Annotated in this window: 23 protein-coding genes and 1 pseudogene; 7 read left to right on the forward strand and 17 right to left on the reverse strand. The window is 68.5% G+C overall.

Annotation, left to right across the window (positions count from 1 at the left end):
* Positions 1-59 precede the first annotated feature (59 nt).
* From LRK53_RS16595 to LRK53_RS16615, 5 genes are all read left to right on the forward strand, one after another.
* Complete coding sequence (locus tag LRK53_RS16595) at positions 60-218, forward strand: hypothetical protein (RefSeq protein WP_185754665.1); 159 nt, start codon at positions 60-62, stop codon at positions 216-218.
* Between the two features lie 122 nt (positions 219-340).
* Positions 341-1027, forward strand: a complete 687-nt coding sequence (locus LRK53_RS16600) for a fumarylacetoacetate hydrolase family protein (RefSeq protein ID WP_027493209.1) — start codon at positions 341-343, stop codon at positions 1025-1027.
* Positions 1028-1118: 91 nt separating this feature from the next.
* Positions 1119-1529, forward strand: a complete 411-nt coding sequence (gene mscL / locus LRK53_RS16605) for a large-conductance mechanosensitive channel protein MscL (RefSeq protein ID WP_027493210.1) — start codon at positions 1119-1121, stop codon at positions 1527-1529.
* Positions 1530-1805: 276 nt separating this feature from the next.
* Positions 1806-2978, forward strand: a complete 1173-nt coding sequence (locus tag LRK53_RS16610; RefSeq protein WP_027491452.1) for an IS4 family transposase — start codon at positions 1806-1808, stop codon at positions 2976-2978.
* A 975-nt stretch (positions 2979-3953) separates the two neighbouring features.
* On the forward strand, positions 3954-5384 hold the full coding sequence (locus LRK53_RS16615; RefSeq protein WP_027492860.1) for a M20/M25/M40 family metallo-hydrolase: 1431 nt from the start codon (positions 3954-3956) through the stop codon (positions 5382-5384).
* A gap of 130 nt (positions 5385-5514) precedes the next feature.
* Here LRK53_RS16615 and LRK53_RS16620 read toward each other — a convergent pair whose 3' ends face one another.
* The 6 genes and pseudogenes from LRK53_RS16620 to LRK53_RS16645 form a co-directional block, all read right to left on the reverse strand.
* Entirely contained in the window at positions 5515-5898 is a 384-nt protein-coding gene (locus tag LRK53_RS16620) for a hypothetical protein (RefSeq protein ID WP_027492861.1), read from the reverse strand.
* 115 nt (positions 5899-6013) lie between these two features.
* Positions 6014-6346: pseudogene (locus LRK53_RS16625) on the reverse strand (efflux RND transporter permease subunit); the annotation flags it as partial.
* Positions 6347-6455: 109 nt separating this feature from the next.
* Complete coding sequence (locus LRK53_RS16630) at positions 6456-6614, reverse strand: hypothetical protein (protein ID WP_185754641.1); 159 nt, start codon at positions 6612-6614, stop codon at positions 6456-6458.
* A 4-nt stretch (positions 6615-6618) separates the two neighbouring features.
* On the reverse strand, positions 6619-6987 hold the full coding sequence (locus LRK53_RS16635) for an efflux RND transporter periplasmic adaptor subunit (protein ID WP_235642667.1): 369 nt from the start codon (positions 6985-6987) through the stop codon (positions 6619-6621).
* Positions 6924-7376 carry a hypothetical protein gene (locus LRK53_RS16640; RefSeq protein WP_235642394.1) on the reverse strand — a complete coding sequence of 151 codons (453 nt, stop codon included), beginning with the start codon at positions 7374-7376 and terminating at the stop codon, positions 6924-6926. Before LRK53_RS16640 ends, LRK53_RS16635 begins: the two co-directional genes overlap by 64 nt.
* A gap of 237 nt (positions 7377-7613) precedes the next feature.
* Complete coding sequence (locus LRK53_RS16645) at positions 7614-8069, reverse strand: MarR family winged helix-turn-helix transcriptional regulator (protein ID WP_027492865.1); 456 nt, start codon at positions 8067-8069, stop codon at positions 7614-7616.
* A 60-nt stretch (positions 8070-8129) separates the two neighbouring features.
* On the opposite strand from LRK53_RS16645, the gene LRK53_RS16650 reads away from it, so the two are divergent.
* Entirely contained in the window at positions 8130-8648 is a 519-nt protein-coding gene (locus LRK53_RS16650; RefSeq protein ID WP_027492866.1) for an O-acetyl-ADP-ribose deacetylase, read from the forward strand.
* Between the two features lie 182 nt (positions 8649-8830).
* On the opposite strand, the gene LRK53_RS16655 is transcribed toward LRK53_RS16650, so the two are convergent.
* The 11 genes from LRK53_RS16655 to LRK53_RS16705 form a co-directional block, all read right to left on the reverse strand.
* On the reverse strand, positions 8831-10519 hold the full coding sequence (locus LRK53_RS16655) for a BatD family protein (RefSeq protein WP_027492867.1): 1689 nt from the start codon (positions 10517-10519) through the stop codon (positions 8831-8833).
* A complete protein-coding gene (locus LRK53_RS16660; protein ID WP_027492868.1) occupies positions 10516-12402 on the reverse strand; it encodes a tetratricopeptide repeat protein in 1887 nt (628 codons plus the stop codon). The genes LRK53_RS16655 and LRK53_RS16660 overlap by 4 nt, the downstream gene beginning before the upstream one ends.
* Positions 12399-13388 carry a VWA domain-containing protein gene (locus LRK53_RS16665; RefSeq protein ID WP_235642395.1) on the reverse strand — a complete coding sequence of 330 codons (990 nt, stop codon included), beginning with the start codon at positions 13386-13388 and terminating at the stop codon, positions 12399-12401. Before LRK53_RS16665 ends, LRK53_RS16660 begins: the two co-directional genes overlap by 4 nt.
* A complete protein-coding gene (locus LRK53_RS16670; protein ID WP_027492869.1) occupies positions 13381-13902 on the reverse strand; it encodes a DUF4381 family protein in 522 nt (173 codons plus the stop codon). The genes LRK53_RS16665 and LRK53_RS16670 overlap by 8 nt, the downstream gene beginning before the upstream one ends.
* Entirely contained in the window at positions 13899-14834 is a 936-nt protein-coding gene (locus tag LRK53_RS16675) for a DUF58 domain-containing protein (RefSeq protein ID WP_027492870.1), read from the reverse strand. The genes LRK53_RS16670 and LRK53_RS16675 overlap by 4 nt, the downstream gene beginning before the upstream one ends.
* Positions 14831-15826 (reverse strand): AAA family ATPase, encoded by a 996-nt coding sequence (locus tag LRK53_RS16680; protein ID WP_027492871.1) that lies wholly within the window; start codon positions 15824-15826, stop codon positions 14831-14833. Before LRK53_RS16680 ends, LRK53_RS16675 begins: the two co-directional genes overlap by 4 nt.
* A gap of 181 nt (positions 15827-16007) precedes the next feature.
* Positions 16008-18155, reverse strand: a complete 2148-nt coding sequence (locus LRK53_RS16685; RefSeq protein WP_027492872.1) for a type IV pilus secretin PilQ — start codon at positions 18153-18155, stop codon at positions 16008-16010.
* 56 nt (positions 18156-18211) lie between these two features.
* The gene (locus LRK53_RS16690; RefSeq protein ID WP_027492873.1) at positions 18212-18754 is read right to left on the reverse strand and encodes a pilus assembly protein PilP; all 543 of its coding nucleotides are present in this window, start codon (positions 18752-18754) and stop codon (positions 18212-18214) included.
* Complete coding sequence (locus LRK53_RS16695) at positions 18754-19407, reverse strand: type IV pilus inner membrane component PilO (protein WP_027492874.1); 654 nt, start codon at positions 19405-19407, stop codon at positions 18754-18756. The genes LRK53_RS16690 and LRK53_RS16695 overlap by 1 nt, the downstream gene beginning before the upstream one ends.
* Positions 19404-20126: a PilN domain-containing protein gene (locus LRK53_RS16700; RefSeq protein WP_027492875.1), complete on the reverse strand. Its 723-nt coding sequence runs from the start codon at positions 20124-20126 to the stop codon at positions 19404-19406. The genes LRK53_RS16695 and LRK53_RS16700 overlap by 4 nt, the downstream gene beginning before the upstream one ends.
* Positions 20126-21184: a pilus assembly protein PilM gene (locus LRK53_RS16705; RefSeq protein ID WP_027492876.1), complete on the reverse strand. Its 1059-nt coding sequence runs from the start codon at positions 21182-21184 to the stop codon at positions 20126-20128. The genes LRK53_RS16700 and LRK53_RS16705 overlap by 1 nt, the downstream gene beginning before the upstream one ends.
* A 273-nt stretch (positions 21185-21457) precedes the next feature.
* On the opposite strand from LRK53_RS16705, the gene LRK53_RS16710 reads away from it, so the two are divergent.
* The gene (locus LRK53_RS16710; RefSeq protein WP_027492877.1) at positions 21458-23986 is read left to right on the forward strand and encodes a penicillin-binding protein 1A; all 2529 of its coding nucleotides are present in this window, start codon (positions 21458-21460) and stop codon (positions 23984-23986) included.
* Positions 23987-24019: the final 33 nt, after the last annotated feature.

Below are 24019 nucleotides of genomic sequence, written 5' to 3' on the forward strand. Positions count from 1 at the left end.
CAGCTCGCGCTGGCGCGCGGCGTCGCGCTCGTTCTGCGCCAGCGCCCCGGGTTGCGCCCGTGGTCTTCGCGCTGGTGGCGCTCGATGCGCAGTTCCTTCAACAGATCGGCGTTGTCCACATCCACTCCCGTTTCAACGGCCATGTTCCAGATGACGAGGCACAGCATGGGCGACATGCCGGATTGCTGTCAGAGCACGGCATCAACCATCGGCGGTGACAGCTGTCATCCGCCACCGGACGGCTCCCCTGCAGACGACGAACGGGAACGCAGCGAATCGACACGCCGCGGCGGGCGGCATCCGGCGCCACGCCCGGCCCGGCTTTGCTACGCTTGCGGCCATGAACTACGCCATCATCCCGCCCGCCGTCCCCAGCCTGCCGATCCTCGGCTCCGACCAGCGCTTCCCGATCCGCCGGGTGTTCTGCATCGGGCGCAACTACGCCGAACACGCGCGCGAGATGGGCGCCACGGTGGACCAGGCCGCGCCGATGTTCTTCTGCAAGCCGGCCGACGCGGTGGTCGCCGATGGCGCCGACGTGCCCTACCCGCAGGCCACCGCCGACCTGCACCACGAGGTGGAGATGGTGGTGGCACTCGGTGCCGGCGGCCGCAACCTCAGCCCCGACCAGGCCGCGGCGCTGATCTGGGGCTACGGCGTGGGCCTGGACTTGACCCGCCGCGACCTGCAGGCGCAGGCCAAGGCCAAGGGCCACCCTTGGGACGTGGCCAAGGGCTTCGACCACTCCGCCCCGGTCTCCGCGCTGCGCCCGGCCAACGAGGCGACGGTGGACGCGCAGACCGTGCTGCGGCTCAGCGTGAACGGCGCACCGCGCCAGCAGGCCACGCTGGGTGAAATGGTGCACGACGTGCCGCACATCCTGGCGGCGCTGTCCACGCTGTTCGAGCTGAAGGCCGGCGACCTGGTGTTCACCGGCACCCCGGCCGGCGTGGCCGCACTGCAGCGCGGCGACCGCTTCCACGCCGAGCTGGTGGGTGTGGCGGAACTGCACGGCCGCATCGTCTGACGCTTCCACGCCGCCTTCATCTGGGCGCGCCTAGGTTGGCACGCTAAAGTCGTCCCGCCATCCGGCCCAACCCGAGGGGAGTAGACACAGCATGAGCATGATCAGCGAGTTCAAGGCCTTCGCCATGCGCGGCAACGTGATCGACCTGGCGGTCGGCGTGGTCATCGGCGGTGCGTTCGGCAAGATCGTCACCTCCCTGGTCGACCAGATCATCATGCCGCCAATCGGCTGGCTCACCGGTGGCATCGACTTCAGCCAGCTGAAGTGGGTGCTCAAGCCGGCCGACAACACCAACCCGGCGCACAAGGTGGCCGAGGTGGCGATCCAGTACGGCGCCTTCATCAACACGCTGATCCAGTTCATCATCATCGCCTTCGCGATCTTCATGATGGTCAAGGCGATCAACAAGCTCAGCCGCAAGCAGGAAGCAGCGCCCGCCGCGCCGCCGGCCGACGTGGTATTGCTGACCGAGATCCGCGACCTGCTGAAGAACAAGCCATAGCTCGCGCGGGAGCGCACCTTGTCCGCAAGGGGCTCCCTTCGGTCGTGCGTGATGCTCTTGCTCCGTTCGGAGCGAAATGCGCCAGAGGCAAAAGCTTTCGTGCGCCTGCGGCGCCCGAGTTACTTCTCTTTTGCTTGTCCCAGTACTGTCCGGGGAAAGCGCACGCGGAGCTTGGTAAACGGTTGATCTGAGGGCAGTAACCGACGCTTTCCGGGTGTTAGCGATTTCAACCCGGTTTGCCTCAGGCTGGACGACGTCACCTCGGAGGACGTCGTCATGCATGAAGGGCGCTTTGTGTTTACGCAGCTCATGCAGCATCTGCCGATGCATACGTTTCGTCGCCTCGTTGCCAAGTTCGATGGCAATCGTTATGTGAAGCGATTCGCGTGCCTCGATCAGTTCCTGTGTATGGCCTTTGCTCAACTCACCGGACGCGAAAGCCTGCGCGATATCGAGATCTGTTTGCGCGCTCATCAGGCCAAGCTCTATCACTTGGGCATTCGTGGGCATGTAGCACGCAGCACACTGGCCGATGCCAATGAACAACGTGACTGGCGCATCTATGCCGAGTTCGCGCAAACCCTGATCGCCACGGCGCGCCGTCTCTACGTCAACGAACCGCTCGACGTCGAATTGGCACACACTGCCTATGCGCTCGACTCCACCACGATCGAGTTGTGCCTGTCGGTGTTCCCGTGGGCGCGGGCGATGCATCCCGGCCGCGGTGGATTGAAGGTACATACGCTGCTCGACATTCGCGGCGCAATCCCTACGGTCATCAGCTTTTCCGAGTCCCGCCAGCACGATGTCCACATGCTCGACGAGCTCGTGCCTGAACCTGGCGCGATCTATCTGATGGACCGCGCCTATCTCGATTTCGAGCGGCTCTATCGATTCCACTGCGAAGGTTCCTTCTTCCTGATGCGCACCAAGAAGAACCTCCGAGTGCGGCGACGCTACTCCCATCCGGTGTCTGATCGCACGCTCATCGGTTGCGATCAGACCGTCGTGTTGACACGGGACGTCGTCCGCAAGAAATACCCTGGCCCGCTACGCCGTGTACGCGTGCGTGACACCGACAGCGGTCAGTCCATCGTCTTGCTGACCAATCACTTTGTGCTTCCTGCGGCGACCATCAGTGCCCTGTATCGCCACCGTTGGCAGATCGAAATTTTCTTCAAATGGATCAAGCAGCACCTGCGCATCAAGGCGTTCTTCGGCACCTCGCCCAACGCAGTGAAGACGCAGGTCTGGATCGCCGTCGCCGTCTACGTGCTGATCGCCATCGTGCGCAAGCGTCTCCAGCTGACGACTTCACTCTATGAACTTCTACAGATTCTGAGTGTGACGTTGTTCGAGCAAACCCCGCTGGAATGCGCCTTGCGGCGGCAGGAACCACAGCTTTCTGCCGACGACGACGCTAACCAACTGATTCTATTTCCGGATTAACCGGACAGTACTGGCTTGTCCAAAAGAGAAGTAACCCAGAGAAAACGACACCCCGCTTGGCGCTTGCCGGGCATCGGGCAACTGCTCCTGCGTTGCCTCCACTCGGGCATCCATGCCCTCGCCATGCCCGGCAAGTTCGTGAGCCGGGGCCGGGCTTTTCGAACGGGCATCCTGCCCGTGCGAAAAGGCGAGTCCATCCATGGACTCGCCCGCTGCGCGGCCTGTCGACCCCGGCTCACCGCCGCACAGGGGCCCCGGGTAGAGCTGCGGGCCATCCTGGCCCGCACTCGGTGATGAAGCGGAAAGCAACAGCCACAGCAAAGCACCGCTTTGCTGTGGCTTTGCTGTGGCTTCGCTCTCGCTCTTGCTCTTGATCTGGTTCTCCTGAAGAGTGCGCGCAGGATGCGCGCTGCTCTACCCGGGGTCCCCTCTGCAGCGGCGGGCGGGTGGAGGAAAAGCCCGCAGGGTGGCCGGCATGGATGCCGGCCAGTTTGTCGCCAGCACAGGCGACGGCATGGATGCCGGAGTGGAGGCAACGCAGGGAGCGGTTGCCCGATGTGCTGTCGAAAAACCCCGTAGCCCGCACGCGAACCTTGCGGGCATGGCGAGGGCATGGATGCCCGAGTTGAGGCAACGCAAGAGCAGTTGCCCGATGCCCGGAAAGCGCGGAAGCGGGGTGGCCTTTCTCTTGGGTTACTTTCTCTTTACTCCGGGCATCCTGCCCTTCGCCCTTCGGGCCAGCTTCGCTGTTCGCGCACGCATCCTGCGTACGCGTGGCCACGCAAAGAGAAAGTAACTCGGCTGCCAAAGGCAGACGAAAGCTCTTCGCTCTGAAGCCCTCCCCCGCTGCAGAACAAGCAAAGGCATCGCCCGCGAGCGGGCTCCTACATGCGCGCTCCGCCACCCATGACTTCTGGCCTAAGCGGCGATGGCCCGTGCCGCCATAATCGGGGTTCCCCCACGCGGAGTTCCCCGATGCGCCGTCTCCCCCTCACCCTGCTTGCCGCCGGCCTGCTGGCCAGCGGCATCGCCAGCGCCGCTACCACGATCCCCGTCGCGGCCGTAAAGACGGCCGAACAACTGCGCGACCAGGCGCTGCACGACGACACCGCGTACAAGGTCACCGCGTCGCTGACCACCGAGGTCGGCGCGCGCCTGCCCGGCAGCGCGGCCGACCGCCGCGCGGTCGAGTGGGCCGTGGCGAAGTTCAAGGAGCTCGGCTACGACAAGGTCTACACCGAGCCGGTGACGTACCCGTTGTGGGTCCGCCGCAGCGAGCACGCCGCGATCGTGGCGCCGTTTCCGCAGCCGCTGACGCTGACCGCACTAGGCTATTCGCCCGGCACGCCGAAGGGCGGGCTGAGCGCCGAGGTGGTGAGGTTCGACAGCCTCGACGCGCTGAAGGCGGCCGACCCGGCCAGCGTCAAGGGCCGGATCGTCTACGTCGACTACCGTATGCAGCGCGCGAAGGACGGCCACGGCTACGGCATGGGCTCGGCGGTACGCGTGGCCGGCCCGGTGCTCGCCGCGGAGAAGGGCGCGGCCGGCTATCTCTTGCGCTCGGCCGGCACCGACGTACACGAACGCGCGCCGCACACCGGCGTCGCCGGCTTCCGCGACTCGACCAAGGCGATCCCCGCCGCCGCGCTGGCCAACCCCGACGCCGACCAGCTCACCCGCGTGCTGGCCTACGGCAAACCGGTCACGCTGAAGCTCGACCTCGACTGCGGCGTGGTCGGCGAGTACACCGGCGCCAACGTGATCGGCGAGATCACCGGTCGCAAGCACCCCGACCAGGTGGTGGCGATCGGCGGCCACCTCGACTCGTGGGACCTGGGCACCGGCGCGATCGACGACGGCGCTGGCGTGGCCATCGCGATGGCCGCCGGCAAGCTGATCCGCGAGCTGCCGCAGCGCCCCGACCGCACCATCCGGGTGATCGCGTTCGCCAACGAGGAGATGGGCCTGTGGGGCGGTCGCGCCTACGCCGACAAGCACGCGAAGGAGGTGGCGAAGTTCCAGCTCGGCACCGAGTCGGACTTCGGCGCCGGCCCGATCTGGCGCATGAGCGCCAGCGTGAAGCCCGCGGCACGCGACGCCATCGCGCAGATCGCCAGGGTGCTGGAGCCGGTCGGCGTGGCCTACGACACCGAGCGCCCCGGCGGCGGCGGTTCGGACCTGTCGCAGATGCACGCCAAGGGCATGGCCGCGCTGTCGCTGACCCAGGACGGCACCAGGTACTTCGACTGGCACCACACTCCGAACGACACGCTGGACAAGATCGACCCGAAGGAACTGGCGCAGAACGTGGCGGTGTACGCGGCGTTCTCGTACATGGCGGCGCAGGCCAAGGGCGATTTCGGCTCCGCGTTGGGCGCCTTCGCGAAGGACGGCGCCGGCGAGTAAACAGCGGTGCTCCCTCCCCTGCAACGCAGGGGAGGGCCGGGGTGGGGTCGCTCTTCAGACAGGACCCAAGATCAAAAGCGACCCCCTCCCAACCTCCCCATGCGCAGCAGGGGGAGGAGCAAAGCACCGCTTACTTCGCGTAGTACGCCCCCGAGGCCACCAGCGGCTCGGGTATGCAAAACGTCTTCGGCATCACGGTGATCGCGATCGGCACCAGCACTTCCTTCTCGACGCCGCCCACGCTGGCGCACAAGGCCTCCGGCGGCAGCTGGTAGTGGATGATGCGCACGGTGTACTGCGGGCAGACGTCCGAACAGGGGTGCTCGGCGATCACCGGCACGCCGCGATAGCGGCCCACATCCACCGTGGTATGCATCAGCGTGGCCTTGTCCCACGGCTTGCCGGCCCAGGCCTGCAGTGCGGCGGCATCCATCGACGCGGGGGTGCCGGCATGGACGCAGGCGACCACACTGGCGGCGGCGAATACGATGGCGATCGTGCTCGGGCGACGCATGTCCGCTCCCTCGCTGACGGAGCGCTCAGCCTAGTTGCGCGCGGCTGGATATCGCAAGCTACGCCGCCCGCGCGGGCAGGCTCGCGCGCCGGAAGCGCCGCCGCAGCTGGTCCATTCACAGATAGATCACCGGCGTCAGGTACAGCGTGAGCACCTGCGAGAACAGCAGGCTGCCGACCACCGCCAGACCCAGCGAGCGGCGTACCTCGGCGCCGGCGCCGAGCCCCAACGCGATCGGCAGCGTACCGGCCATCGCCGCCATGGTGGTCATCACGATCGGGCGGAAGCGCACGCGGCGGGCGTCGACGATGGCCTGCGCCGGCGCCATACCTTCCTCGCGCTGCCGCTCCAGCGCGAAGTCGATCAGCATGATCGCGTTCTTCTTGACGATGCCGATCAGCATCACGATGCCGACGGAGGCGAACAGGTCGAGCGAGGCGTTGGCGACGTGCTCGAAGCCCGGCAGCGCGGCGAATGCACGGGTTACCTTGCCGCTCCACTCGTACAACTGGTCGAGGTTCACCGACTGCAGCGTGTACTGGTACTGCGCGCGTATATCACGCCGAACGTGCCGAGCACCGAGATCGGCGGCGCACCGCCGGGATCAGCGTGGCGGACAGGTTGCCGAGGAACGGGTAGATCACGAACACCAGCAGCGCCGTCATCAGCAGCAGGGTCATCACCGGGCGGCGGATGCAGAGCTCGGGGATGTTCATCCGATCAGCTCCGCTTGACGGTGGCAGCGCTGCCGTCGACCAGCAGCATCTGGCCCTCGGTGACCACCTGCTCGCCAGCCTTGAGGCCCTTGTCGATCACCGCGCGCCCGGCGCTGGTCGGGCCGGGCGTGACGTAGCGCTGCTGCACTTTGCCATCGGTACCGAGCACGAACACGAAGCTGCCGCTGCTGGAACTTTGCAGCGCCTGCACCGGCACGCTGACCACGCCGGCCAGGCGCGTGGTGGGCGGCATCACCCGCACGAACTGGCCCGGGGTGAGCGGGTGTTCGCCATTGTCGAAGCGCGCCTTCAGCACGATGGTGCCGGTGGTGGCGTCAACCGCGTTGTCGACGAATTCCAGCGTACCGGCCAGCGGCGTGCCTGGTCGCCGGAGACGGTCACCTGTACGGCGAGCGCGCCACTGACCAGCGCGGCGCGCACGGCGGGCAGGCTGTCCTCGGGGATGTTGAACGCCACGCGCACCGGCTCGACCTGGTTGAGCACCACGAGGTTGGTGCTGTCGGTGCTGATCTGCGTGCCCGGCCACGCCAGCGGCGCGCCGGCGATGCCGTCGAACGGGGCGACGATGCGCGCATAGTCGAGCTGGGTCTGCGCCAGTTCCTGCGCGGCGCGGTCGCTCTGCAAGGTGGCGCTGACCGCCTCGACCGGCACCGCCGCCAGCGTCCTGGCAGCCTGCTCGGCGCTGTCACCGCCGCCGCGTCCGAAGCGCACGACCAGCGCGACCGCCAGCAAGGCAACCACGACGAGGGCGATTTTTTTTCCAGGACATGCGCGAGGCTTCTCGATCTTCGCGCCACGCGCGGTGGCGATGCGGGTGCGGCTGGGAACCGCAGGGCCGACGACTATGCGCCAAGCTCACGACAACGCATGCACTGGCTCCGGGTTGACCCGTCCCGCACCACGCCGGTCCCCACTACACCGCGGATCGGCTCACGAGAGACCGCGACCAATGGCACTGGCCAGTGCCGCAGGCACGGATCACGGCGTGCCCGGCTCGCCCTGCTCCAGCGCCTGCAGGTTGTCCTTGATCCGGCCGATCACCGCCAACGCCTGCTGCAGCTCGTCGTGGTCGATGCCGCGGGTGGCGTCCTTGCGCAGCTCGCGCGCGATCAGTTCCATGTCGCCTACGATCACCCGCGCCTGCTCGGTGACGTACAGCCGCCAGGCGCGGCGGTCCTTCGGGTCCGGCCGGCGCTCGACGAAGCCGGCCGCCTGCAGCCGGTCGATCACCCGGCCCACCGCGATCGGCTCCATTTCCAGGAATTCGGCCAGCTCGGTTTGCCGCAGGCCCTCGCGGTGGTACAACACCTTGGTGGCGCGCCACTGCGCGCGGGTCAAGCCGAATTTCACCGCGCGCCGGTCGAAATGCTTGCGGAACAGCAAGGTCACGTCGCTGAGCAGGTAGCCGAAGGAGAGGTCTTCCGTTTTCGCCATGGTCCGTTGCCGCTCCGCCGCGCCAATGCCTGTCCGAAGCATAAGGTAAGCTGCCGCCCCATGCCCATCGAAGTCATCCATGCCGACATCACCCGCCTGGCGCTGGACGCCATCGTCAACGCGGCCAACCCCAGCCTGCTCGGCGGCGGCGGGGTGGATGGCGCGATCCACCGCGCCGCCGGCCCGGCCCTGTTCAAGGCCTGCCGTGCGCTGCCGGAGATCGCTCCCGGCGTACGCTGCCCCACCGGCGAGGCGCGCATCACGCCCGGCTTCGCGCTGCCCGCGCGCTGGGTGATCCACACGGTCGGGCCGGTCTGGCGTGGCGGCGACGACGGCGAAGCCGAGCTGCTGGCGCGCTGCCACCGCAACGCGCTGCACCTGCTGCGTGGGCAACAACTGCGCACCATCGCATTCCCGGCGATCAGCTGCGGCGTCTACGGCTACCCCGCCGCGCAGGCTGCTGCAGTGGCGGTGGCCACGCTGCGCGACGAGCTGGCCGCCGCGGACGACATCGAAGTGACGCTGTGCTGCTTCAGCGAAGGCATGCGCGCGGTGTTCCAGCACGCGCTGACGGTGTAGGGCGGGCACCGCCCGCCGATCTGCACCTGCCCGGTGGAAAACCTGTCTGCCGCCCTCGGCCGCACCGGCAAAAGCCGGCGGGCCGTGCCCGCCCTACAGCGCTTTGCTCCTTGCCTCGTGGCCATGCGTGCGGAAAACGGCGGACTGTGGCCGGTTTGAGAGGTTGAAAAAATCACAACCTCTCAGTGCAGCTTGAATGGGTATAGCGGCGCCAGCCCGGAGTCCTCGCCGGCAACGACGGCACGCCAGGCGAAGCCGCGCTTGAACGCTTCGGCCAGGTTCACGCCGGCATCGGGTGACGGCGCGGCAGCGTAGTGGCGCTGCTGCAGGGTTTCGATCGCAGTGCGCTGCGCGGCGTCGTCCAGCGCCGCCGACAACTCGCCCAGGTGCTGGATCGCCGGCCGTTCCGCGCGCGCCCAGGCCAGCAGGGTGCGTACTTGCGCGGCCGCATCGCTGCCGCGCGCCGCGGCGAGGAAGGCCAGCTGGCCGTTGCGCGCCGAAGTGCGCGCTGCGGCCGGCGGCGTCACCGGCGAGGCGCGCCGGCGGCGCTGCCACAGCCACCAGGCCAGCACGCTGAGCAGCCATAGGCCGAGGCTGGCCAGCGCGATCCGGCGCCATGGCATGGTGGCGGGCGCCACCGGGCTGGGTGTGGCGGCGGCGCTGCCCACCGCTTCGACTGGTGCGGACGGCGCGGCGGCAGCAGCCGCACCGATCGCCGGCAGTACGCTGATGCTGTGCGCGGGGATCTGCGCTACTTCCACCTTGTCGGTCAGCACGTTCCACCACTTCAGCGTGGTGGCGGGAATGGTCAGCATGCCGGCGTGTTCAGGCACGATGGCGAACGACTGCTGGCGCCGGCCGATGACCCACTGGCCGTCCTGGCGGTTGCCGGTGACCGGCTTGTCCGGATACACCGTAGCGCCGTCCAGCGGCGGCAGGCTCAGCGCCGGCAGCGCTTCGTACGACAGCCCGCTGGCCTGCAGGTTCATGGTCAGGTTGAGCGGCTGGCCGACCCGCGGCGACGCGCTCTGCGCGGTCGGCCAGCCGTCCAGGCTCAGGCTCAGCTGGCGCGCGGGCAGCCATGCGCTACCGCCCCAGTCGGCCGGTGCCGGTTTCACCTCGATCGTCTGTGCGGGCGCGCTGGCGCTGACCGGCACGGTGGCGCCGAAAAAGCTGTTGGGATCGCGCGGGTCGGCGGCCTCGCCCTGGAAATCCACCGGCGGAATCTCGACCTTGCCGGCGTGCTGCGGGATCAGCGCGTAGCGTTGCTCCAGCACGTGATAGGTACGGCCGCCGCGCTCGGCGTCGTAGTTCAGGCCCTTGCCGAGCGCGCTGACTTCCACGCCATCGACCTGCGGCGGTGACGGTGCGTCGCCGCCGATGCGGTTGGCGTAGTACAGGCGCACCACGTAGGTCAGCTGCTGGCCGACGTAGCCATGCGCCGGCTCGACCTGCGATTCCATGAAGACGTCGCGCTGGGTGGCGACCGCCGCGGTCGAGTCTGGGGCGGTCACGGTGAGTTGCAGCGGCGCCGTGCGGCTGCCGGCCACGCTGAGCGCGGGAATCTGCAGCACGCCGACGTGGCGCGGCCGCAACGCCACGCCGAAGGTCAGCTCGGCGCTGGCCCGGCCGTTGACCACGCTGAGGCTGTTGTTCTGTGAGGTACCGAGCAGCTGGAAGTCCTGGTTCAGCGCGCGCAGATCGGGCGCCGCGGCGCCGGTGTCGCCCTGCACGCGCACGTTCAGCGTCACCGTCTCGCCCAGTTGCACGTGGTCGCGATCCAGCGTGGCGGTCACCTCGGCGGCGCCGGCCAGCACCGGAACCAGCGCCAGCATCAGCAGGCACCCATGCACGACATGTCGGAACTTCACGGCTGTTGATCCTCGCTCGGCGCGCCGCCGTGGCGCTGCTGGTATTCCAGTTCGAACTTGCGCCGCAGCAGCGCGCCGGGATCGTCCGGCACGCGCTGCAGGGCATGGCGCAGGTCGGCCGGCAGTTTCGCTTGTGGGTCGTCCTTGGCCAGCGTACCGAGCTGGTGCCCGGCCTTGTCGTCGTCCGGCTTCGCCAACTCGGCGTCCATCTGCTGCTTCAGGGCCTGCTGCGCCTGTTCCGCTTGCGCCTTCTGCTCGGCCTGCTGCTGCGCGCTCTGCGGTTTGGGCAGAGCGGCGCCGCCCTGCCCGGACTTGCCCTGCTGCGATGCATCCTTGCCAGACGGGTCCTGTTCTTGCGACTTGCCGTTCTGGCCTGGCTGACCTGAAGGCCCGGCGTTGTCCGGCGCGGACGCCGAGTCCTTCGCATCCTGTTTGCCGCTCTTGCCCTGCTCGCCCTGCGACGACTGGTTCTGCTTGCCGCCGTGGCCTTCGTGTTCCTTCTGGTCCGACGGCTGCTGTTGCTGCCGGCGCAGCCAGTCCTCGACCGCCTGGCGGTTCGCCTTGGCGTCGGCGTTCGCCGGATCGAGTTTCAGTGCACGGTCATAGGCCGCGAGCGCCTGCTGATATTCGCCCTGCTTCGCCAGCGTGTTGCCGAGGTTGTACGCCGCGTCGCTGCCGGGCGCCTGCGGCAGCGCCTGCGCCGCAGCGGCGTAGTCGCCGGCGCGATACGCCGCCGCGCCGCGCCAGGCCGGATCGCGCGCGAGCTGCTGCGCCCGCTTCGCATCGCCCGCGCGCAAGGCCTGCGCGGCCTGTTGGTCGGGGCGCCGCCACAGGTCGTGCCAGCTCGTCGCCGCGGCCGTGCCCGGCCACAGCGGCAATACGGCCAGCGGCAGCACCAGCAGCCAGCCGCGGCGGAACGCCAGCGCCGCCAGCGGCAGCAGCGGCAGCAGCAGCCACGCACCGCGGTCCTGCCATTGGTCGCCGTGCTGGCCGTCTGCCAGCGTCGCCCTGGTGCTTTGCAGTTGCGCATGCAGCGCGTCGACGTCGCGCTGGTCCGCGCCCATCGCCACGTAATGGCCGCCGCCGGCCGCGGCCAGCGCCGCCAACGCGGCATCGTCGCGACGGGCCAGCAGCATGCCGCCCTGCGCGTCGCGCAGGAAGCCGCCGTCGGACAGCGGCACCGGGCCGCCCTGCGGCGTGCCCACGCCAAGCACCGAGACCCGCACACCCGCTGCATCCGCCTTGCGCGCGGCGGCCGTGGCGGTTACCTCGACCTGGTCGGTGATCAGTACCAGCGAACCGCCGCCAGCCTTGGCGTCCTGGATCAGCGCCACGCCGCGTTCGATCGCCGCGGCCGCGTTGTCGCCGTCCACCGGCATGGTGTCCGGCGCCATCGCCGCGAGCAGGTCGTCGAGGCTATGCGCATCGGAGGTCAGCGGCGCCACCACGAACGCCTCGCCGGCATAGCCGACCAGCGCGTTGAGGCCGTCCTGGTTGGCGTGCAACAGGTCGCGCGCCTTGTAGCGCGCGCGGTCGAGCCGGCTTGGCGCCACGTCGCGCGCCAGCATGTGCTGCGACAACGAGATCGCCACCACCTGCGCGGCGCGGCTGGCGTACAGCGGCTGCTCCACGCGGCTCCAGGTCGGCCCGGCCAGGGCCAGCGCGCACAATATCCAGCCCAGCGCGAACAGCCACAACGGCAAGCTGCGGTTGCCGGCGCGCCCGTACAGCAGGTGCGGCAGCAGTTCGGCGTCGACCAGCCGCGACAGTTCCACCTGAGCCACGTTGCGGCGCACGCCGAACCAGCCCAGCAGCGGCAACAGCAGCAGCGCGGCCAGCCACCACGGCCGCAGGAAATGGAACTGCTGCAGCAGTTCGTTCATGCCGGCAACTCCCGCGCGCGCGCGAAACGGCGCGGCACGATCACCAGCAACAGCAACGCGACCGCGGCCAGCAGCGGCCAGCGGAACAGTTCGTGCCGCGGACGCAAGCTGGGGCCGTGCTGCGGCATCGGTTCCAGCGCGTCGATCGCGCGATACGCATCGGCCAGCTGGCCGCTGTCGGTGGCGCGAAAGAAGCGCCCGCCGGTCTGCGTGGCGATGTCAGTGAGCATGTCCGCATCGAGGTCGGCCGAGGGGTTGACCAGCTGACTGCCGAAGAAACCGGGAATGCGCATGCGCGTGGCGCCGATGCCGATGGTGTAGATGCGCACGCCGGCCGCCTTCGCCGCGCGTGCCGCGTCGCGTGGCGCGATGCTGCCGGCGTTGTTGACGCCGTCGGTGAGCAGCACCAGCACGCGCGCCTGCTCGGGCAGCGCGGCCAGCCGCTTCACTGCCACCGCGATGGCGTCGCCGATCGCCGTCTCGGTGCCGGCCAGGCCCACCGCCGCGCCCTGCAGTTGCGCGCGCACCGCGCTGAGGTCGTAGGTCAGCGGCGTCACCAGGAAGGCCTGGCTGCCGAACAGGATCAAGCCCATCTGGTCGCCGCTGCGGCGGCTGATGAAATCGCCGGCGATCGCCTCCACCGCGCCGAAGCGGCTGACCGGCCGCCCGGCCAGTTGCATGTCCTCGGTGCGCATGCTGCCGGACAGGTCCACCGCCAGCATCAGCGCGCGGCCGCTGCGTTGCTGCGTTTGCGGCGGCCCGATCCATTGCGGCCGCGCGGCCGCGGCCAGCAGGCACAGCCAGGCCAGCGCCAGCAGCCACGGCGTGGCGCCACGCGCCGCCGGGTTGCCGGCAACGGCGGCCAGCCGCACGCCCGGCTGCGGCAGGTGCAGCGCCTGCCCCGGCGCGGCCGGTCGCAGCCAGCGGCGCAGCAGCCACGGCAATGGCAGCAGCACGATCACCCAGGGCCAGGCGAATTCAGGCATCGGCGCGCTCCGTCGCGGCCGGCTTCCACGCCGCAGGCTTCAACGCCAGCTGCAGCCAGCGGCGCACGGCGGCGATCGCGACCGCGTGGTCGAACGCGGTGGGCGGCCGATAGATCTGTTGGTCCAGCGCCAGCAGTCGCTCCAGCGTGGCGGCGTCGACCGGCACCCGCGCCAGCGTTTGCCGCCAGGCGTCGCCGCGTTGCTGCACTGCCAGCGCATCGTGCCGGCGCGCCACCCGACGCAGCAGTTGGTGCAGCCCACCCGCCAGCGCTGCTGCATCGCCGTCGCGCTGGTGCTGCTGCGCGAGCCGATCGAGTTCCCGCAACACCTGCCGGCGCTGACGCAGCGCGCGGCGGTATCGGCGCCACCACCAGATACCGGCCAGCAGCAACGCCAGCGCCAGTATGGCGAGCAGCCACCAGCCCAACGCAGGCGGCCACCAGGGCGGCTCGGGCGGCAGGTGGATATCGCGCAAGTCGGGGCCGGACGATGCCGCGGGCGGGGGCACGTTCATCGTGCCGATTTCCTCGCGCCGAGCAGGCCGCTGACCGCCTCGAACGCATCGGCCGCGGTGTCGATGCTGTTCCAGCGCAGGCCCAGCGATTGCGCCAGTTTGCCCAGCCGCGCCGCGCCGGCACCCAGCGCCCGCTGGAAATCGCCGCGCTGGCGTTCGGACTGCAGCAGCACTTCGCAGCGCTCACCGGCATGTTCCAGCGGATAGCGCCCGGGCGGCGCCGGCGCCAGTTCCAGCGCATCGGCCACCACCAGCACGCTGATCCCGGCATGCCGGCCCAGGTCGAGCAGGCGCTGCCGCGCCGCGGTGTCGGCGCTGAAGCCGTCGCTGACCAGCAGCACGCGGCTGGCGCCGTGCAGCACGCGACCAGCGCGGGCCAGCGCATCGGACAGCGGCTCGACCCGATCGGACACCGGCTGCGCGTCCCATTCGGCCAGCGCACCGCACACCGCCAACGCACCGCGCGGCCCGGCCTGCGGCCGCAGCAACTGGTCGGCGTGGCCGAACGCCATCACCCCGACCCGCTCACCGGCGCGCACCGCGTACCACGCGGCGGCGGCGGCGGCGCGCGCCGCCTGCACCGACTTGAAGCGCACGCGGGTGCCGAAGCGCATGCTGGCATGGGTGTCGAGCAGGATCAGCAGGCAGCCTTCGCGGTCTTCCTGGAACAGCTTGGTGTGCAGTTTGCCGCTGCGCGCAGTGAGCCGCCAGTCGAGCCGGCGCACGTCGTCGCCGGCCTGGTAGACGCGCGATTCCGCGTAGTCCATGCCGCGACCGTACAGACGGCTGGACTGCTGGCCGCTGCGCGCGGCGCGGCTGAGCAGCGGCGCCAGGCGCGCACGGCCGACCCGCGCGCGCAGCGCGATCAGCTCGGCCAGCGCGACCCGGCTGCGGCCGTCACCGTCCGCACGATGTGACACGACGGCGTTCACGGCAGCGGCACGAGATCCAGCAGGCGCTCGATCACCTGGTCCGGGCGCACGCCTTCGGCTTCCGCCTCGTAGCTGAGCAGCACGCGATGGCGCAGCACCTCGTGGGCGATCGCGTGCACGTCTTCCGGCAATACGTAATCGCGGCCGGCCAGCCACGCCTGCGCGCGCGAACAGCGGTCCAGCGCGATGGTGGCGCGCGGGCTGCCGCCCCAGGCGATCCAGCGCTTCAGCTCCGGCCCGTAGCGGCCGGCGTCGCGGGTGGCCAGCACCAGTTGGGTCAGGTATTCCTCCAGCGCCGGTGCCATGTGCACCGCCATCGCCGCATCGCGCGCGGCGAACACGTCGGCCTGACTGAGCAACGCCGGCGGGGCGGCGACCGGATGGGCACGACGACTGGCCTGCTCGCGCGCCAGCTTGAGGATCGCCAGTTCGGCGACGGCATCCGGATAGCCGATCGTCACGTGCATCAGGAAACGGTCGAGCTGGGCCTCCGGCAGGGTGAACGTGCCCTCCTGCTCGATCGGGTTCTGCGTCGCCATCACCATGAACAGTTCGGGCAACTGCCAGGTGTGGCGGCCGACGGTGATCTGCTGCTCGGCCATCGCCTCCAGCAGCGCCGACTGCACCTTGGCCGGCGCGCGGTTGATCTCGTCGGCGAGGATGATGTTGTGGAACAGCGGGCCGCGCTCGAACTCGAAGCTGCCGGATTGCGGGCGGAACACGTCGGTGCCGGTGAGGTCGGCCGGCAGCAGGTCGGGGGTGAACTGCACGCGGTGAAAGTCCGCCTCGATGCGCGCCGCCAGCGCCTTCACCGCGGTGGTCTTGGCCAGGCCCGGCGCGCCCTCGACCAGCAGGTGGCCATCGGCGAGCAGGGCCACCAGCAGGCAGTCGATCAGGTGCGGCTGGCCGATGATGCATTGCTGCAGGTCGCCGCGCAGCTGCACGAAGGACTGCTGCAGGCGGCTGGGCGTCGGGGTTTCGGGCATATCCATGAGCGGGTTCCGTGCTTGGCGTGACGGCGGCGCGGCCCGGATGGCCGGATGCCGCCGAACCGGATGGCGTGCTACAGACCATCGGCGACCTTGGAAGTTTAATCGGCCCGCGGCCGCTTCGCGGGCGCGCGCAAAAAAAAGAGGCGGCCGAAGCCGCCTCTTTCATGGCCGGCGTGCGCGCTTACTGCAGCGTTTCGCTGAGGATGCGCGGCGTCACGAAGATCAGCAGCTCGGCCTTGGTGTTGGTCCGTGAGGTCTTGCGGAACAGCACGCCGACGCCGGGAATATCGCCCAGACCAGGCACCTTGGTCATGGTGTTGGCCTTGTTGATCTCGTAGATGCCGCCCAGCACCACGGTCTGCCCGTTGTCGACCAGCACCGAGGTGTTGATCTCGCGGGTGTCGATGGTCGGGATCTTGCCGCTTCCTGGCGCGTCCACGTAACCGGCCAGCGCGTCCTTCTTGACGTTGATCATCAGGTAGACGCGGTTGTCGGCAGTGATCGTCGGGGTCACCTTCAGCTCCAGCACGGCGTCCTTGAACTGCACCGTGGCGGTGCCGCTGCCGGCGCCGCTGCCGGCGCTGTTCTGGAACGTCACGTAGCCGATTTCCTGGCCCTGGCGAATCACCGCTTCCTGCTGGTTGGCGGTGATCACGCGCGGGCTGGAGATCACCTCGCCACGGCCCTCGGTCTGGGCCGCGGAGAGCTCCAGGTCGATCGCGTAGTTGGCGCCGAGGATGGCCAGGCCGAAGGTGCCGGCCGCCGGGGTGACCGGCAGGTTCACGTTGAGGCCGCCCGAAGTCACGTTGCCGCCGCCGAGGCCAGCGGTCAGCGCCGGCGTGGCCGTGGCGGCGTTCTGGAACTCGGTGTTGTTGATGCGGCCGTTGACGCCGAACTTCGCGCCCAGCTCGCGGGTGAAGTCGTCGCTGGCGACCACGATGCGCGATTCGATCAGCACCTGCTGCACCGGCTTGTCCAGCACCGCGATCAGCTCACGCAGCTGCTTGATCTTGTCCGGCGTGTCGTTGAGCAACAACGTATTGGTGCGCGTATCGAACGACACGCTGCCACGCGGCGACAGGAAGCCGCGCTGGGTATTGCCGCTGCCGCCGGCACCGCCGCCACCCTGCATGCTGCCGCTGGTCAGCAGCTTGGCGATGTCGGCCGCCTTGCCGTAGCTGATCGGCACGTAGTCGGTGACCAGTTCGGCGGTGTCCTGCGCCTTCAGCTTGGCGTCGGCGAGGTCCTGTTCGTACTTGGCCAGTTCGGCCTGCGGCGCGACCCACACCACGTTGCCGTTGCGGCGCTTGTCCAGGCTCTTCGCGCGCAGGATCACGTCCAGCGCCTGATCCCACGGCACGTTGACCAGGCGCAGGGTGACGCTGCCGCCGACACTGTCGGAGGCGACCAGGTTGAGGCCGGAGATATCGGCGATCAGCTGCAGCGCCGAGCGCACCGGGATGTCCTGGAAGTTGAAGGTGACGCGCTTGCCGTTGTAGCTCGGCTCCTGGCCCAGCCGGGCCAGCTTGGCGTCCTTGGCGGCCTCGGCCTTCTTCGGCGCCACCTCGACCACGTACTGGTCGGCGGTCTGGTAGGCGGAGGTCTCGACGTTGCCCTTGACCGTGATTTCCATGCGTGCGCCGCCGCCGTTGCCAGCGCGGGTGACGATGGACTGCACCGGTGTGGCGAAGTCCAGCGTGTCCAGCCGCTGGGCGAGGTTGGCCGGCAGGTTGGCGTGGTCGATGCTGACCAGCACCTTGTCGCCCTTGCGGGTCATCTCGGCATTCGCGCCGCTGCCGCTGAAGTTGACCAGCACGCGGCCTTCGCCGTTCGGGCCGCGACGGAAGTCGATGTTGGAGATGGCCGGACCAGCCGACGACGACGGCAGTGCCTTGGTCGGGTCGATCGTGGACGCGGTGGTCACCGACTGGTCGGCGCTGCCGTTGTTGACGGTCAACACCAGGCTGTTGCCCTCGACGCGCGAGCGGTAGCTCGACTCGCGCATCAGCTCGACCACCACGCGGGTGCGTCCGCCGGCCGATACGGCGGATACGCCGGAGGTCGAGCCCTTGCCGATGTCCAGATGCCGGGCTGCCGCGTTGTCGGTGTCCGCAAAGTCGACCGCGATGCGCGGCGGATTGCCGGTGGTGAAGATCTTCGGCTGCGGCACCGGGCCATCGCCGAAGTCCATGTGCAGCTCGACGCTGCCGCCGGGCAGTGCGTCGTAGCTGATGTTCTTCAGCGTGGTGGTGGTTGCCATCGCAGCGCTGGCCCAGGTGGCGCCGGCGATCAGCAGGCCCATCAACATGTAACGGCTCGCATGGCGCATGACACGGCCCCGGACGGATTGGATTTGGTTGGTCATTGCATCTGCCCCTGTATTCCTTATTTCGCGTCGAGCGCGACGCTGGCGGGACGTTCCATCCAGCCACCATTACCGTTGGATACCAGCTCGACCAGCTCAATGTGGTCTTCGCTGATCGCAGTGATATGTCCGTAGTTCTGGCCCATGTACTCGCCGTCATGAACGCGATGGATCACGCCACCCGGATCCTTGACCAGCACCTCCATGCTCGCGCCGGTGCCGACCGTGCCGACCATCTTCAGGCTGTCCAGCGCGAACAGCTCCAGCGGCTGCTTGGCGCGGTTGGCGTCCGGCCGCGGTCCGCTGGCGGCGGCGCTGTTGTCCATCTCGGCCGTGCTCGGGCTGAACGGATCACGCCGGTCCTGGTCGGTGTAGGTGAACGTCTCGAAGGTCTTGATCACCGGCAGCGGCTGGATCGGCGCGCCCTTCTTGGCTTTTTCCTGGGCGACCCAGGTGCGCAGGTCCGACATGCCGCGGGTGCATCCGGCGAGCATCAGCGCGGCGCCGAGCATCAGCATCAGCCGGGCGATGCGGGTGGGCGTGATTGCAGCAGACATGTTCATCACTTCGCCCCCCCGGCCGGCTTGCCCTTGCTCGCGGCGGCGCTTTCCTCGTCATCCAGGTAGCGGTAGGTCTTCACGGTGCCCTGCAGCACCAGCTGGCCGTTGGAGGTGCCGTCCTTGCCCGGCGACTTCGGCGTCAACGAGACGTCGTGCAGGGTCAGGATCACCACCCGCGGCAGCGAGGCCACGCCGCTGATGAAGGTGCCGAACTGGTGGTAGGTGCCGGTAAACTTCAGGGCAATCGGTTTTTCCGCGTAAAAATCCTTCGGCGTCTCCGCACCGGGCTGAAACAGGTCGCTCTCCAGACCGGCGGCCTGCGCAGTCTGCGAGATGTCGACCAGCAGCTCGGGCATCTCGGTCTTGCTGGGCAGCTGGCGCAGCAGCTGGCGCAGCATGTCCTGCATCTCGTCGAGTTGCTGCTGCAGCGCCTCCAGGTTGACCGACTTGGCCTGCTTGGTGGAGAACTCCTGCTTGAGCTGGTCTTCCTTGCCGGCCAGCGTCTTCAGGCTGTCCTGCTGGTCGCTGACGAAGAAGTACCAACCCACCAGCAGCACGAAGCCGAACAGCAGCGCGGTGAAGAAGATCTTGACCGTCTGCGGCCAGCCACCGACGTTGTTGCGGTCGAGGTTCTGGATATCGTGGAGGAAACTCATGATCCGGCGCCTCCCGCGGCAGTTGGCGCACTCACCGGCTTGGTTTCCGGAACGGCCGTCGTCGCAGACTTCGCCACAGGAGCAGCCACCGGCGCGGTTGCCGCGGCGGGCACCGTCGCCGCCGCAGCGGGAGCAGCGGCGCCCGGCAGCATCGACACCTTGTCGGTCTCGTCGGCCTTCGGCTTGTTCAGCGTCACGTTCAGCCCGAAGGTATAGGGCATGCGGCTGCCGTTATGGGTGTTCTCGGTCTTGCGCAGGTCGGCATGGCCCATCCAGGGCGAGCCTTCGATGTTGCGCATGTACTCGGCGACACTGGCGTTGGATTGCGCCACGCCGTCGAGCGACATCGCCTGGCCACCCTGTTTCAGCCCGCTCAGCCGCGCGCTGGTGGGAATCGTCTTCACCAGCTCGTCGAACAGGTGCACCATCTGCGAGCGGTCGGCCTGCAGCTGCTCGATGATCTGCTTGCGTGCCAGCAGGTGCTCGCGCACCTTCTCAAGGTCCTTGATCTTGGCGATGCGCACGTCGAGCTGCTTGATCTCGGTCTGCAGGTAGGTGTTGCGGTCGTTCTGGTTGTTGATGCGCTGGTCCATCCAGAAAATCCACAACAGCAGCACGCCCAGACCCACCACGAAGGCGGCACCGAGCTGCATGTAGAACTCGCGTTCGCGTTGCTTGCGCCGTGCGGCGCGCCACGGAAGTAGGTTGACGTGTGCCATCAGTCGAAGCTCCTCAGGGCGAGGCCGACCGCGATCATCAACGCGGGGGCGTCCTGCGCCAGCGACTGTGCCTGGACCCGCGGCGACAGCGACATGCGCGCCAACGGGTTGGCGACGACGCAGGGCACGCCGAGCTGCTCCTCCAGCATCTGGCCAAGCCCCTCGATCGAGGCGCAACCGCCGGCCAGCACCACCTGGTCGACCTTGCTGTACTCGCTGCCGGCAAAGAAGAACTGCAGCAAGCGGCTGATCTGCTGGATCAGCGATTCCTTGAACGGCTCCAGCGCCTCGGTCTCGTAGGACTCGGGCAGGCCGCCCTTGCGCTTGGCGCGGCCGGCCTCCTCGTAGGACAGCCCGAAGCGGCGCATGATCTCGTCGGTCAGCTGCTTGCCGCCGAACACCTGCTCGCGCGAGTAGATCGTGCGCTGGTTGCGCAGCACCGACAGCGTGGTCATGGTGGCGCCGATGTCGACTACCGCCACCAGCGCGTCGCGACCCACGTTGAGCTGGTCGGCAATCATCGCGAAGGCGTTCTCCATCGCGAATGCCTCGACGTCGATCACGCTGGCGGTGAGTCCGCCGAGGTCCAACGCAGCCACGCGCATGTCCACGTTCTCGGTGCGCGAGGCGGCCAGCAGCACGTTGTTCATGTCGGGGTTGTCGCGGACCGGACCGAGCACCTCATAGTCGAGGCTGACCTCGTCGATCGGGTACGGGATGTATTGATTGGCCTCGACCTGGATCTGGCCTTCCAGGTCGTCGTCGGAAAGGTCGCCGGTCATCGGGATGATGCGCGTGATCACCGCCGACCCGGCCACCGCGGCGGAAGCGTGCTTGAGCTTGGAGCCCGAGCGTGCCAGCGCGCGACGGATCGCATCGCCCACCGCCTCGATCTCGACGATGTTCTTCTCGACCACGGCGTTCGGCGGCAGCGGCTCGACCGCGTAATGCTCAACGCGATAACGGCCGCCCGCCTGACTTAGCTGCAGCAGCTTGACGGCAGTCGAACTGATGTCGACACCAATCAGCGCCGGCTTCTTCGGTGTAAAAAGCCCCACGGTGTTTCCCCCTTGCCGCTGACGCCCGTAGCCAGAATCCTGGCGGGGTACGCAATGGCATTAAATCGAAAAAATAACGCAATGGCAATGGCCTACAGGAACTTTCTCAAGTAATTGGCGTGATCCCCGCCACATTTATGGGGAAGCTCCGATCGGCCCGACCCTTGCTTTGCCGGACCAGCCTTTGGGTTTGGTCGACCGCTCCTCATGCCGGAAATACTCCTACATCTATACTCTGCCGTGTTTTGACTCAGGTCTCGCTATCCCCACACCATGCAAATTTTCAAACGCTTGCTGCGCTGGGCTCTGGCCCTGGCCTTTTCCGGTTTGCTCCTTGCAGTGGTCGCGGTGGGTGTAGCGTACTGGCTGATCGCGCCGAGGCTGCCCTCGGTGGCCGAATTGAAGAACTACCCGATGCAGGTGCCGCTGCGCGTGTTGAGCGCCGACGGCAAGCTGATCGCCAGTTTCGGCGAGACCCGGCGCATCCCGGTGGACATCGGGAAGGTGCCGGACCGGCTCAAGCACGCCGTGCTGTCGGCCGAGGATGCGGACTTCTACCACCATCCCGGCGTGGACTGGCACGGCATCGCGCGCGCCGGCTGGCACGTGCTGGTGACCGGCGGCGACAAGGGCCCCGGCGGCTCGACGATCACCCAGCAGGTCGCCCGCAACTTCTTCCTGAGCCCGGAGAAGCTCTACTCGCGCAAGCTCACCGAGATCTTCATCGCGCTGCGCATCGAGCACGAGCTCAGCAAGGACCAGATCCTCGAGCTGTACCTCAACAAGATGTTCCTCGGCCATCGCTCGTACGGCGTGGCCGCGGCCGCCGAGTACTACTACGGCAAGACGCTGGACCAGCTGACCGTGGCCGAATGCGCGCTGATCGCCTCGACCTTCCAGCTGCCCTCGGCGGTCAACCCGATCAACAGCCCGAAGCGCGCGATCGCCCGACGCAACTGGGTGCTGGGCGAAATGCTGCGCCATGACTACATCACCAAGGCCGTGTACGAGCAGGCGATCGCCGAACCGAACCGCGCCTACCCGCACGAGCAGCCGATCGAGGTGGACGCCCCGTACCTGGCCGAGATGGTGCGCCGGCAGGTGCTCGACCGCTTCGGCAACGACGCGCTGACCGAAGGCTACGTAGTCAGGACCACGCTGCAGAGCGGCCGCCAGCAGGCCGCCGTGGAAGCGCTGCGCGACGGGCTGATCGCCTACGACCGCCGGCACGGCTGGCGCGGGCCGGAAGCCCACCAGGAGCTGCCTGCCGGCGCCGGCGAGGCGGAGCTGGACAGCCTGCTGTCCGCCTACACCAGCGTCTCCGGCATGCAGCCGGGCATCGTCACGGCCAGCGACGCAAAGCAGGCCACGGTCTACCTGTCCAACCGCGAGAGCGTGATCCTCGACCTCGCCACTGTCAGCTGGGCGCGCCCACACATCAACGACGACCGCGTCGGCGCGGCGCCGAGCCGGGTCGACGGCGTACTCAAGCGCGGCGACATCATTCGGCTGGCGCGCGACGACAAGGGCGAGTGGCAGCTGGCGCAGATTCCGGCTGCGCAGGCCGCGCTGGCCTCGGTCGCGCCGGAGGACGGCTCGATCCAGGCGCTGGTGGGCGGCTTCAACTTCGTGCGCAGCAAGTTCAACCGGGCGGTGATGGCGGCGCGCCAGCCCGGTTCCAGCTTCAAGCCCTACCTGTACTCGGCGGCGTTCGAGCGCGGTTTCACCCCCGCCTCGATCATCAACGACGCGCCGCTCGCGCTGCCCGACCCTTCGCGTCCGAACGGGATCTGGACGCCCTCCAACGACGACGACAAGTTCGCCGGGCCGATGCGCCTGCGCGAAGCGCTGGTGCAGTCGAAGAACCTGGTCTCGGTGCGCCTGCTGGACGCCGTCGGCGTGCGCTACATGCGCGAATACGCCACCCGCTTCGGCTTCTCGCAGGACGCCATGCCGGCCAACCTGTCGATGGCGCTGGGCACCGCCTCGGTGTCACCAATGGGCATGGCCCGCGGCTACGCGGTGTTCGCCAACGGCGGCTACCTGGTCACGCCGTACTTCATCCACGAGATCGACGACCGCAACGGCCAGCCGGTGTACGTGGCCAACCCCGCGCGCGCCTGCCGCAACTGCCAGGAGCGCCTGCTTGACACACGGCCACCCGGCCCGCCACCGGCCGGGATGAACCCCGCGCCCGCCAACAGCCTGGCCAGCGCCTCGTCCACCGCGCCCGCCGGGTCCGGCAGCGTCGACGGCGTCGGAGACGCGGTGCTGCCGGCCGACGCGCATGGCGAAGGCGCGCATCCGCCGGTACTCGCGCCGGGCGTGATCGAGGCACGCAACGACTACCTGGTCACCTCACTGATGAAGGACGTGATCCTGCGCGGCACCGGCTCGGCCGCACGCGCGTTGGAGCGCGACGACCTGGCCGGCAAGACCGGCTCCACCAACGACCACCGCGACGCCTGGTTCGTCGGCTTCGACGGCGAGCTGTCGACCGCCGTGTGGGTGGGCTTCGACGACTACAGCTCGCTCGGCCGCGGCGAGTTCGGCGCCAAGGCCGCGCTGCCGATCTGGATGTCCTACATGGGCAGCGTGCTCAAGGGGCAGCCGTCGAGCACGTTGCCGATGCCACCGGGAATCAGTACGGTATGGATCAACCGCTACAGCGGGCTGCCCACCGCCACCAGCGACCCCGACGGCATCAACGAGATATTCAGAGTGGAAGACGTCGACCGCCTGCGCAGCCAGGCCGCCCAGCAGAAGGAGCAGGACCAGCAGCACGCCTACGACATCTTCTGATGCCCTCCGGGGCGAGACCCGCCCCGGCCGTCG

Origin of the sequence: Rhodanobacter thiooxydans (assembly GCF_021545845.1) — a bacterium.
GTDB lineage: Bacteria > Pseudomonadota > Gammaproteobacteria > Xanthomonadales > Rhodanobacteraceae > Rhodanobacter.

Excerpts from the sequence above, each read along its gene's own strand:
- LRK53_RS16600 (WP_027493209.1), top strand. The coding sequence starts at position 341 with ATGAACTACGCCATCATCCCGCCCGCCGTCCCCAGCCTGCCGATCCTC.
- mscL (WP_027493210.1), top strand. The coding sequence starts at position 1,119 with ATGAGCATGATCAGCGAGTTCAAGGCCTTCGCCATGCGCGGCAACGTG.
- LRK53_RS16610 (WP_027491452.1), top strand. The coding sequence starts at position 1,806 with ATGCATGAAGGGCGCTTTGTGTTTACGCAGCTCATGCAGCATCTGCCG.
- LRK53_RS16615 (WP_027492860.1), top strand. The coding sequence starts at position 3,954 with ATGCGCCGTCTCCCCCTCACCCTGCTTGCCGCCGGCCTGCTGGCCAGC.
- LRK53_RS16620 (WP_027492861.1), bottom strand. The coding sequence starts at position 5,898 with ATGCGTCGCCCGAGCACGATCGCCATCGTATTCGCCGCCGCCAGTGTG.
- LRK53_RS16630 (WP_185754641.1), bottom strand. The coding sequence starts at position 6,614 with ATGAACATCCCCGAGCTCTGCATCCGCCGCCCGGTGATGACCCTGCTG.
- LRK53_RS16645 (WP_027492865.1), bottom strand. The coding sequence starts at position 8,069 with ATGGCGAAAACGGAAGACCTCTCCTTCGGCTACCTGCTCAGCGACGTG.
- LRK53_RS16650 (WP_027492866.1), top strand. The coding sequence starts at position 8,130 with ATGCCCATCGAAGTCATCCATGCCGACATCACCCGCCTGGCGCTGGAC.
- LRK53_RS16660 (WP_027492868.1), bottom strand. The coding sequence starts at position 12,402 with ATGAACGAACTGCTGCAGCAGTTCCATTTCCTGCGGCCGTGGTGGCTG.
- LRK53_RS16665 (WP_235642395.1), bottom strand. The coding sequence starts at position 13,388 with ATGCCTGAATTCGCCTGGCCCTGGGTGATCGTGCTGCTGCCATTGCCG.
- LRK53_RS16670 (WP_027492869.1), bottom strand. The coding sequence starts at position 13,902 with ATGAACGTGCCCCCGCCCGCGGCATCGTCCGGCCCCGACTTGCGCGAT.
- LRK53_RS16680 (WP_027492871.1), bottom strand. The coding sequence starts at position 15,826 with ATGGATATGCCCGAAACCCCGACGCCCAGCCGCCTGCAGCAGTCCTTC.
- LRK53_RS16685 (WP_027492872.1), bottom strand. The coding sequence starts at position 18,155 with ATGCGCCATGCGAGCCGTTACATGTTGATGGGCCTGCTGATCGCCGGC.
- LRK53_RS16690 (WP_027492873.1), bottom strand. The coding sequence starts at position 18,754 with ATGAACATGTCTGCTGCAATCACGCCCACCCGCATCGCCCGGCTGATG.
- LRK53_RS16695 (WP_027492874.1), bottom strand. The coding sequence starts at position 19,407 with ATGAGTTTCCTCCACGATATCCAGAACCTCGACCGCAACAACGTCGGT.
- LRK53_RS16700 (WP_027492875.1), bottom strand. The coding sequence starts at position 20,126 with ATGGCACACGTCAACCTACTTCCGTGGCGCGCCGCACGGCGCAAGCAA.
- LRK53_RS16710 (WP_027492877.1), top strand. The coding sequence starts at position 21,458 with ATGCAAATTTTCAAACGCTTGCTGCGCTGGGCTCTGGCCCTGGCCTTT.